The sequence below is a fragment of the Amycolatopsis sp. SID8362 genome, assembly GCF_010550475.1.
Lineage (GTDB): Bacteria > Actinomycetota > Actinomycetes > Mycobacteriales > Pseudonocardiaceae > Amycolatopsis > Amycolatopsis eburnea.
The window spans coordinates 1-9,680 of sequence record NZ_JAAGNB010001613.1 but is presented as its reverse complement, the minus strand read 5'-3'; the positions used below and the strand labels follow the sequence as shown (position 1 = coordinate 9,680).

Here is a 9,680-nt window from a genome sequence, read left to right as displayed (position 1 = left end):
CTCGAGCCGGGATTCGAGCACCGCCGCGGGGGACGCGAACGACCATGCGTCCGGCAGCGCCCGCGCCACCATCGCCGGCGCGAAGCCGAACAGCACCGCCGCCGCCGGTTCCGGGCCGATCGGGCCCAGCGGCGCCAGGCGGCCCGCGAAGTAGCCCATCCAGTACCCGCGCAGGCCTGCCGCCTTGGCCGCCGCCGCGGTCTCGGGCGCGAAGTAGACGACGGCGTGCAACGGTTCCACGGCCGCCCAGAGCCGGCGTGCGGTCATGCTTCTCCTCGCGGGGTGCGGGTCACGCGGTCCAGCGTTCCAGACCGTTCTCAGCCCCACGCCACCGGCAGCTCCCGGACCCCGTACACCAGCGTGTTGTGCTTGAACGCCAACGACTCCCGCGGCACCGACAGCCGCAGATCGGGCACCCGCCGGAACAACCGCGTCAGCGCCTCCTGCAGCTCGACCCGCGCCAGCTGCTGCCCGACGCACTGGTGCGCCCCGAACCCGAAGGCGACGTGCGTGCGCGGCGACTCGCGGTCGAAGTCCAGCTTGTCCCCGCCCGGGAACAGCTCCTCGTCGCGGTTCGCGGAGTTCAACGCCGCGACCAGCCACTCCCCCGCCTTCACCGCGCGCCCGCCGACCTCGACGTCGGAAGTCGCGTACCGCAGCACGCCGAACTGCACGACCGACAGGTACCGCAGCAGTTCCTCGACCGCCCGCTCCGGCCGGGCCAGCACGACGTCGCGCTGCGCGGGCTGCTCCATCAGGACCAGCGCGCTGAGCGCGATCATGTTCGCCGTCGTTTCGTGCCCGGCCACCAGCAGGCTGAGCCCGAGCACGACGAGCTCCTCCATCGACAGCGGGTCGCCGTCGGACTCGCCGCGGGAAATCAGCCTGCTGAACAGGTCGTCCCGCGGATTCCGCCGCTTGTCGGTGAACAGCTCGGCCATCAGGGCGGAAAGCTCGTCGTACGCCTGCTTTCCCTCCTCAGGCGTGGCGTCGGTGCTCACCAGCAAGCCGCTCTGCCGCTGGAACCGCGACCGGTCCGCGTACGGCACCCCGAGCAGCTCGCAGATCACCAGCGACGGGATCGGCAACGCGAAGTCCGCCACCAGGTCCGCCTGCCCCGGCTTCGCGAGCATCGCGTCGAGGTGGCTCTCCACCAGCTCCTGGACGTAGCCGCGCAGCGCCTCCACGCGCCGCACGGTGAACTCGGCGATCACCTTCTTGCGCAGCCGGGCGTGCTCGGCGCCGTCGAGCTGGATGATCGAGCCCGGGCTGACCTCCTCGTCGAGGTCGGCGTTCGGGTTGACGTGCACCGAAGACGCGCCGCGCGAGCTCAGCGCGCGGTCGGCGAGCACCGCGCGGACGTCCTGGTACCGCGTCACCAGCCACGCGTCCATGCCCGCCGGGCAGCGGACCTGCGACACCGGCTCGGTTTCCCGCAGCTCGGCGTAGCTGCCCGGCGGGTCGAACGGACACGCGGCCGGTCGCGTCGTCGGGAGGGCCGGGGTCGCGGATGCTGCCGTCACGGCGGATCACACCTCTCTTCCGGTGGGCTGTCTCCCTTCCACCATGGAGAGAACCGGCGCCCCCGTGGGGGTTCCGGCCGGCTTGCGACCCGGATGGCCTAGCGGGCCCCGTACGCGCCGCCGTTGACGTGCACGACCTGCCCGGTGACGTGCCCGGCGCCCGGGGACGCCAGGAACGCCACGGTTTCCGCGACCTCGTCCGGCGTGCCGGCCCGCTTGTCGAAGGCGACGGAGACCCGCGCGGCCACCCATTCGTCGGAAACCGTGCCGTGGAAGAACTCCGTGTCGAGGGTGACGCCGGGCGCCACGACGTTGGCCGAGCCGGCGGCGCCGAGCTGCCGCGCGAGGTCGGTGTTCCACGCCTCGATCGCCGCCTTCGCCGCGCCGTACGAGCCGGAGCCCTGCTTCGCCGCGATGGAGCCGAGGGTCACCACGCGCACGTTGTCCGCGAAGCGCGGCTTCAGCGCGGCCGTCACGAGGACCGCGGAGACGACGTTGGCCTCGAAGTTCGCGCGCCACGCGTCGGCCAGCCCCGCCAGGTCGCCGGGTGCGGGCGCCTCGCGGACCCGGTCGGTGTTGCCGCCGGCGTTGTTGACCAGGACGTCGACGCGTTCGGGCAGCTCGGCCAGCGCCGCCTGCACGGCCGCCGGGTCGCTCGCGTCGAAGGCCACTGCCCGCGCGCCGATCCGCTCGGCCGCGGCTTCGAGCACGTCCTTGCGGCGCCCGGTGACGGTGACCCGCTCGCCCGCCGCCGCGAACCGGGCGGCGATCGCCAGCCCGATGCCGGTGCCGCCGCCGGTCACCACGATTTCCCGCTGTTCGCTCATCCCGCCATCTTCACCGAAGAAAGCGCTTACCCACCAGCTCGTTCCCAGCGACCGGGACACGAGGACGCATTCGTCAGGAAAGTTTACGAAGTGGGGTTGACGGGCCGCCCCCGCCCGGCGAACCTGGGAGCCACGCCGCAGTCATCGTCCGCCCAGTCCCCTTCCGGAGGCAGCATGACCCGGCGCGCGCTCGTGCTCGTCGTGACCCTGTTCCTCGCCGTGGCCACCGCGTTCACCGCCGGTGGCACGGCGAACGCGGCCACCACGCAACCGACCTTCCTCACCTTCTACGGCTGGTGGGACAACACGCCACCCGGCGGCGACATCTCCTACCCGCGGATCCACGACACCGCGGGCGGCAAGGGCACGTACGCCGACCCGATCACCTTCGCCACCAGCAGCGACGAGCTGAAGCCCGGTACCAAGGTCTGGGTGCCGCGGGTCAAGAAGTACTTCATCATGGAGGACGGCTGCGACGAGTGTTCCGACGACTGGAACAGCCAGGGCCCCAACGGCGGCCCCGGGCTGCGCCACATCGACCTCTGGCTCGGCGGCGAGGGCGGCAGCGCCTTCGACGCGATCGACTGCGAGGACGCGCTCACGCACTACAACGCCGACAACACGCCGGTCATGGAGCCGGTGGTCGTCGACCCGCCGTCGGACGAGCCCTACGACGCGACGCCGATCTTCAACACCAGCACCGGTGAATGCTGGGGCGGCGCGCAGCCGAACACCACGGTCGGCCAGTACAAGAACAACTCGACCGGCACCTGCCTCGAAGCCCCGAGCAGCGGCACGACGCTGAAGGTGGCCGCCTGCACCGGCGGCGCCTCGCAGCGGTTCACCTTCCACGGCGCGTTCCTGGTCATCAACGACAAGTGCGCGGGCATCTCCGGCAGCTCGATCGTGCTGCAGACGTGCACCGGCGGACCGGCCCAGCAGTGGTCGATCAACCCGGACGGCACGATCTCCGACATCCAGACGAGCACCAAGTGCTTCCGCGCCTCGGGCTCGACACTCAGCGCGGGCAGCTGCTCCGGCACCCAGGCCCGCTGGACGTTCACCGCGGCGGGCAGCACCTCGGGCCTCAGCGTGACGCCGTCGTCGGTGTCGGTCGCGCCGGGCGCTTCGGCGACGGCCACCGTCACCGCCACGGACGCGGTTTCGCTGTCCGCGAGCGGCGCTCCCGCAGGCGTCACCGTGTCGTTCGCGCCGACGTCGGTGCCGGCCGGCGGGACCTCGACCGTCACGGTCGCCGCCGCCGCGTCCGCGAGCCCCGGCTCGGCGACGGTCACCATCACCGGCGGCGGGAAGTCCGCGCCGCTGGGCGTCACGGTCACCGGCGGCGCGGAAACCCTGCTCTCCCAAGGCAAGACGGCGACGGCGTCCTCGCTCGAGTCGTCGTCCTACCCGGCGAGCGCGGCCTTCGACGGCAACCTGACGAGCACGCGCTGGGCGTCCAAGGAGGGCACGGCGAGCGAGTGGCTGCGCGTCGACCTCGGCGCCACCAAGGCGATCACGCACGTCAAGCTGAGCTGGGAAGCCGCGTACGGCAAGGCGTACACGATCCAGACCTCGCCCGACGGCACGACCTGGACGACGATCTACAGCACCACGACCGGCAACGGCGCCACCGACGACCTCACCGGGCTGGCCGGCAGCGGCCGCTACGTGCGGATGAACGGCCTCACGCGCGGCACGTCGTACGGCTACTCGCTGTACGAGATGCAGGTGTACGGCACCGTCTGAGTTGCCGGATCGGCAACACGATTTGCCTCTTCGGTGACGTCCTCCGCATGCTGGGGACGTCACCGAGGAGGAACCATGCCCCACGCACACGACCAGCCGATGATCGTCGAGAACATGCTCAAGCAGGAGTTCTGGGAGGCGATGTACCAGCGCGACGAGCACCGGATCTGGAGCGGGAACGTCAACGCCAACCTCAGCTCCGAGGTCGGCGGGCTGAAACCCGGGCACGCCCTCGACCTCGGCTGTGGCGAAGGCGGCGACGCGATCTGGCTGGCGAAGCAGGGCTGGACGGTGGACGGCGCCGACATCTCGACCGTCGCGCTCGCCCGGGCCGAAGAAGCGGCCAAGGAGGCGGGCGTGACCGTCCGCTGGCTGCACCGCGACATCCTGAAGTGGCAGCCCGAAGAGCAGTACGACCTGATTTCGGCGCAGTACATGCACCTGCCGCCGGCACTGCGCCGCGACGTCTTCACGGCGGCCGCGGCGGCGATCCGGCCGGGCGGTTCGCTGCTGGTCGTCGGGCACTCGCCGAAGGCCATGCGCGAGTTCGACGGCCAGAAGCCGCCGGAGGAGCTGTACTTCGAGCCGGAGGAGATCACGACGTTCCTCGGCGACCCGTGGCAGTGGGTCGTCGAGACGTGCGAGACGCGCGGCGAGGGCCACCACACCGACGCCGTCTACCGCGCGAAGCGGCTGGAGGCATGAGAAAGCCCCTTTCACGCGCCCTCGACGCGCGTGAAAGGGGCCTTCTCCGCTATCAGGCGAGCTCGAGGCCGTACGCCTGCAGCTCCAGGGTGAGCGGGTAGAAGTAGCTGGTCTGGGTGTCGCCGCCGGACAGCGTGCCGAGGCCCTTCTCACCGTCGTACGCCGGGCCGCCGGAGTCGCCGTGGTCGGTGTGCGCGGTGGTGCCGAACTCGTGGTTGAGCACGCCGACGTCGAAGTTGACCGACTCGTCGACCGAGGTGACCTCGCCGCTGCCGCCGCCGGTGGTCGAGCCCTGCTTCTCGATCTGCTCACCGACGGTCGGCTCGGCCGCACTGGTGATCTTCTGGCCGGTGTTGATCTCGCCGGGCCCGGTGCCGTTCGGGCGGGTCAGCAGGCCGGAGTCGGCGCCGGGGCAGTCGCTCTCGACGACTTCGGCCCCGGAGACGTCCCCGCCGGACCAGGTGCCGCCGAGGTTGGTGCAGTGCCCGGCGGTGAGCAGGAACGGCTCGCCGCCGCGCGTGACGTTGAAGCCGAGCGAGCAGCGGCCCTGGCTGTTCTGGATGGCGTCGCCGTCCTGGATGTGCAGCTCGAGCTTGCCGGTCCGGTGCTCGACGCGGACGCTGTCGCCGTACTTGGCGGCGGCCGCGCTGACCTTGTCGGCGGTCTGCTTGCTGGCGGCGTCGTAGACCTTCACCACGACCTGGTTGGTCTTGGTGTCGATGCCCCACGCGGTCTGCGGCACGTTCTTCACCGCGTCCAGCTGGTTCTTGACGCCGGTGAGCGCGGCGAAGGTGTGCTTGACCTTCTTCGCGCTGAGCCCGGCGGCCTGCACCTTCTGCAGCGCGGCGTCGTCGACGACGTTCACGACGGCCTTGCCGTTCTCCAGGTAGACGCCACCGGAGGCGGCGCCCAGCGACTGCGCGACCTGCGTGGCGTTGCTGATGGCGTGGGCCTGCATCTCGGCGAAGGCCAGCGGGGACGCGGTGGCCGCCGACGCGCACACGCCGCTGGTCAGCGCCGCTGCCGACAAGACGGCGAAGGTCTTGAGAGCGGTCTTCCGGGGAGTCATCAACTTCCTCCAGGTTTGCCGGTTCGAAGCCTGCGCCGGTCACTTTCGTTGCCGAGCAACCAACGCAACACCGACGAAGGTTGGTTAATAACCAATGGATCCGGACATACCTCTCGATCTGGACCCGTACGGCCCAGTGCCACTCACGCTTTCGGCCCAGCGGCGACCGGGCCGCGCGACCGGAGTGCACTGAATGACTCATTCATGTCGTCCGGCGCCAGGCCCCGGCAAGGTCGGGCAGCACGGCCGATCCGCCCATCCGCGATGTCATGAAAGAGTCATTCACCTCACCAGACGACATGAACGACCCTTTCACGACATCCCCGCAACGCCAGGCAGACCACGCAGCCAGCCTGCGGCAGGTCACCCGCTCGCCGACGCGACTTTGCGGCGACCGGGCCGCAACCGGAGTGCACTGAATGACTCATTCATGTCGTCCGACGACATGAATGAGTCATTCACGTCATCGGAGGCCGCGCCCTCAGCCCTTCGGCCACCGCACGTGGTCCTCATACCCCGGGTTCTTCCGCAGGTACCCCGCGATGAACGGGCAGACCGGCACGATCGTCCGCCCCGCCGCCACGACGTCGTCCAGCGCCCCCGCCGCCAGCGCCTTCCCCAACCCCCTCCCGGCGAACGCGTCGTCGATCTCCGTGTGGGTGAACACCGTCAGCTCGCCCCGCAGGTCGTAGTACGCCATCCCGGCCAGTTCGTCCCCCACCCACACCTCGTACCGGCTCTCGTCCGGGTTGTCGGTCACTCGGGTTTCGTCGCTCATCAAGTTCTCCTCGCTCGGGGTACGTCCCCCATCGTGCGATGCCCGGCCGGCGGGCGCCGACCGGGTCGTGACGGGCGCTGGGCCGGCCGGGGGACGCGCCCGGCCCGTTCGTGTGCAACCCGGCCGCGGGCCTTGGCGGGCACCGGCGTTTTTGGTTGCCTCACAGGGTGCCCGAGCAGCCGTTCGCCCTCCCCGAGTTCTACCTCCCGCACCCCGCCCGGCTGAACCCGCACCTCGAACGCGCGCGCGGGCACAGCAAGGCGTGGGCGGCCGGGCTCGACATGATCGACGTGCCGCAGCACGGCACCGTCATCTGGACCGAGCACGACCTCGACTCCCACGACTACGCCCTGCTCTGCGCGTACACCCACCCGGACGCCGGTGCCGAAGAGCTCGACCTGATCACCGACTGGTACGTCTGGGTCTTCTACTTCGACGACCACTTCCTCGAGCTGTACAAGCGCACCGGCGACATCGAAAGCGCGCGCACGTACCTCGACCGCCTCGAGCTCTTCATGCCCGACGGCGGCGAGATCACCGCGACACCGGAGAACCCCGTGGAGCGCGGGCTCGCGGACCTGTGGGCCCGGACCGTGCCGCATCGGTCGGCCGGCTGGCGGAAGCGCTTCATCGCCAGCACGAAAGCGCTGCTCGACGAGTCGCTGTGGGAGCTCGCCAACATCAACGAGGGCCGGCTGGCCAACCCGATCGAGTACGTCGAGATGCGGCGGAAGGTCGGCGGCGCGCCGTGGTCGGCGAACCTGATCGAGCACTCGGTGCACGCCGAGGTGCCGGGCGAGATCGCCGCGTCGCGGCCGATGGAGGTCCTGCGCGACTGCTTCGCCGACAGCGTCCACCTGCGCAACGACATCTTCTCCTACCAGCGCGAGGTGCAGGACGAGGGCGAGCTGTCCAACGGCGTGCTCGTGTTCGAGCGGTTCCTCGGCCTCCCCACGCAGCGGGCGGCCGACGCGGTCAACGACCTGATCACCTCGCGGCTGCACCAGTTCGAGCACACCGCGCTCACCGAGGTACCCGCGCTGTTCGACGAGCACGGCGTCGACCCGGCCGCCCGCGCCGCGACGTTCGCCTACGTCAAGGGGCTGCAGGACTGGCAGGCCGGCGGTCACGAGTGGCACCTGCGCTCCAGCCGCTACATGAACGACGGAGGCCCGAAGCCGGGTGCCGCGACCGGCCTCGGGACGTCCGCGGCGCGCGTCTTCACGTCGGTGCTCGCGACCGCGCCGCAGCGGCTGCGGGCGTACTCGCACACGCCGTTCGGCGAGGTTTCGGCGCCGCCCTCGCTCGCGGCGCCGTTCCCGCCGCGGTTCAGCCCGCACCTGGAGTCCTGCCGCCGCCGCAACGTCGACTGGGCGCGGCGCGTGGGCCTCCTCGACGGCGTGCTCTGGGACGAGCGGAAGCTGCGCGCCGCCGACCTCCCGCTGTGCGCGGCGGGCATCCACCCGGACGCGACGGCGGCGGCGCTCGACGTCACCAGCGACTGGCTGACCTGGAGCACGTACGCCGACGACTACTACCAGGAGGTGTTCGGCGCGACCCGCGACCTCGCGGCGGCGAAGGCGTGCAACGAACGCCTGGCGCGGTTCATGGCGGACGGCGCACCGGCGCCGCTGAACGCCCTCGAAACCGCGCTCGCCGACCTCTGGCCGCGGACGGAAAACCGCGCCGCGGTGCGGACCGCCGTCGAGTCGATGACCGCGAGCTGGCTGTGGCGGCTGGCGAACCTGGCGCAGAACCGGATCCCGGACCCGATCGACCACATCGAGATGCGGCGCCGCACGTTCGGCGCGGACCTCTCGATGAGCCTCACCGGGCCCCGCTCGCCCCTCGCCCGCCTCGCCGCCGACTACGCCGGGCTGCACAACGACCTGCGCTCCTACCGCAAGGAAATCCGCTTCGAGGGCGAGCTGAACAACAGCGTGCTGGTGGTGCGGAACTTCCTGGACTGTTCGGAGGAACGCGCCTTCTCGATCGTCGCCGACCTGGCCGAAGCCCGGCTCGCGGAGTTCCGCCACGCCGCGCCCGCGGACCACCTCCGCGACTGGCTGGCGGGCGTCGCCCACTGGCACGAGAACGCGGGCCGCTACACCGAGCTGGAGCTGGGCCACCACCCCGGCTTCGGCCGGCCGACGGGGCTCGGGACGTCGGCGCTGCGGATCTCGTCCCTGCTGCCCGCGGGCGGCTGAGGTGCCGTCGGCCAGGCAGGTCCGGGTCGCCGAGCTGCTGCACGAGATCGGCATGCACCGCGAGGCCGAGCAAGCGCTCCGCACCGACCTCCGGGCGCGGTGGCGCCGGACGCGAAGACGTCGCCGCCTGCGGTGGTCCCGGCGCCGGGTCTCGCGCTAGCGGAGCCGGACGGCGTTGTCCGCGCCACTCCGCCGGGCGTCCGCGCGGCGCGAAGGCGATACTCGACAGCGTGAGCGGCTTCAACCTGCGATTCCTCGGCCATTCGACCGTCCGGCTCGAACTCGGTGGCCGGGTCGTGCTGACCGATCCCGTGCTCACCGCCCGCGTCGGCGGGCTCACCCGCGTCGTCCCGCCGCCCCCGCGCGAGACCTACGCCGACGCCGAGCTCGTGCTGCTCTCCCACCTGCACGGCGACCACCTGCACCTGCCGTCCCTCAAGCTGCTCGGGCGGCGCACCCGGATCGTCGTCCCGCGCGGGGCCGGGTCCTGGCTCGCCAAGAAGGGCTTCGAGCGCGTCGAGGAAATCGCGCCCGGCGAGACCCTGACCGAGGGCGAGCTGACCGTCACCGCGACCGAAGCCGTCCACTCCGGGCACCGGTGGGGGCCGCGGCTCACCCACGGCCCGCAGAGCCCCGCCGTCGGGCACCTGATCAAGACCGCGGAGACGACCGTCTACAACGCCGGCGACACCGACCTGTTCGACGGCATGGCGGACTTCGGCCCGGTCGACGTCGCCCTGCTGCCCGTCTGGGGCTGGGGCCCGAACCTCGGGCCCGGCCACCTGGACCCGGCCCGCGCCGCGCGGGCCGCCGAGCTCGTCC

Annotated in this window: 9 protein-coding genes and 1 pseudogene; 5 read left to right on the top strand and 5 right to left on the bottom strand. The window is 71.5% G+C overall.

Annotated elements, in window-relative coordinates:
- The 3 genes and pseudogenes from G3I65_RS49725 to G3I65_RS49715 all read right to left on the bottom strand — a co-directional run.
- Nucleotides 1-267, bottom strand: a pseudogene (locus tag G3I65_RS49725) (hypothetical protein); the annotation flags it as partial.
- Between the two features lie 50 nt (nt 268-317).
- Entirely contained in the window at nt 318-1,523 is a 1,206-nt protein-coding gene (locus tag G3I65_RS58950) for a cytochrome P450 (RefSeq protein WP_160702719.1), read from the bottom strand.
- Between the two features lie 98 nt (nt 1,524-1,621).
- The gene (locus G3I65_RS49715; RefSeq protein ID WP_160702717.1) at nt 1,622-2,350 is read right to left on the bottom strand and encodes an SDR family oxidoreductase; all 729 of its coding nucleotides are present in this window, start codon (nt 2,348-2,350) and stop codon (nt 1,622-1,624) included.
- A gap of 174 nt (nt 2,351-2,524) precedes the next feature.
- Here G3I65_RS49715 and G3I65_RS49710 point away from each other — a divergent pair, with 174 nt between their 5' ends.
- Nucleotides 2,525-4,099: a discoidin domain-containing protein gene (locus G3I65_RS49710; protein WP_160702715.1), complete on the top strand. Its 1,575-nt coding sequence runs from the start codon at nt 2,525-2,527 to the stop codon at nt 4,097-4,099.
- 75 nt (nt 4,100-4,174) lie between these two features.
- Nucleotides 4,175-4,804, top strand: coding sequence for a cyclopropane-fatty-acyl-phospholipid synthase family protein (locus tag G3I65_RS49705; RefSeq protein WP_160702713.1), 630 nt, complete (start codon nt 4,175-4,177; stop codon nt 4,802-4,804).
- 52 nt (nt 4,805-4,856) lie between these two features.
- Here G3I65_RS49705 and G3I65_RS49700 read toward each other — a convergent pair whose 3' ends face one another.
- Together G3I65_RS49700 and G3I65_RS49695 are read right to left on the bottom strand one after the other, a co-directional pair.
- The gene (locus tag G3I65_RS49700) at nt 4,857-5,873 is read right to left on the bottom strand and encodes a S1 family peptidase (protein WP_160702711.1); all 1,017 of its coding nucleotides are present in this window, start codon (nt 5,871-5,873) and stop codon (nt 4,857-4,859) included.
- Between the two features lie 481 nt (nt 5,874-6,354).
- Nucleotides 6,355-6,651 (bottom strand): GNAT family N-acetyltransferase, encoded by a 297-nt coding sequence (locus tag G3I65_RS49695; RefSeq protein WP_160702709.1) that lies wholly within the window; start codon nt 6,649-6,651, stop codon nt 6,355-6,357.
- A gap of 167 nt (nt 6,652-6,818) precedes the next feature.
- On the opposite strand from G3I65_RS49695, the gene G3I65_RS49690 reads away from it, so the two are divergent.
- The 3 genes from G3I65_RS49690 to G3I65_RS49680 all read left to right on the top strand — a co-directional run.
- The gene (locus tag G3I65_RS49690) at nt 6,819-8,858 is read left to right on the top strand and encodes a germacradienol/geosmin synthase (RefSeq protein ID WP_163046894.1); all 2,040 of its coding nucleotides are present in this window, start codon (nt 6,819-6,821) and stop codon (nt 8,856-8,858) included.
- A 1-nt stretch (nt 8,859) separates the two neighbouring features.
- The gene (locus tag G3I65_RS49685; RefSeq protein WP_160702705.1) at nt 8,860-9,018 is read left to right on the top strand and encodes a hypothetical protein; all 159 of its coding nucleotides are present in this window, start codon (nt 8,860-8,862) and stop codon (nt 9,016-9,018) included.
- Between the two features lie 70 nt (nt 9,019-9,088).
- Nucleotides 9,089-9,680 (top strand): MBL fold metallo-hydrolase (locus tag G3I65_RS49680; RefSeq protein WP_160702703.1); only part of this gene is annotated, 592 nt, incomplete at its 3' end.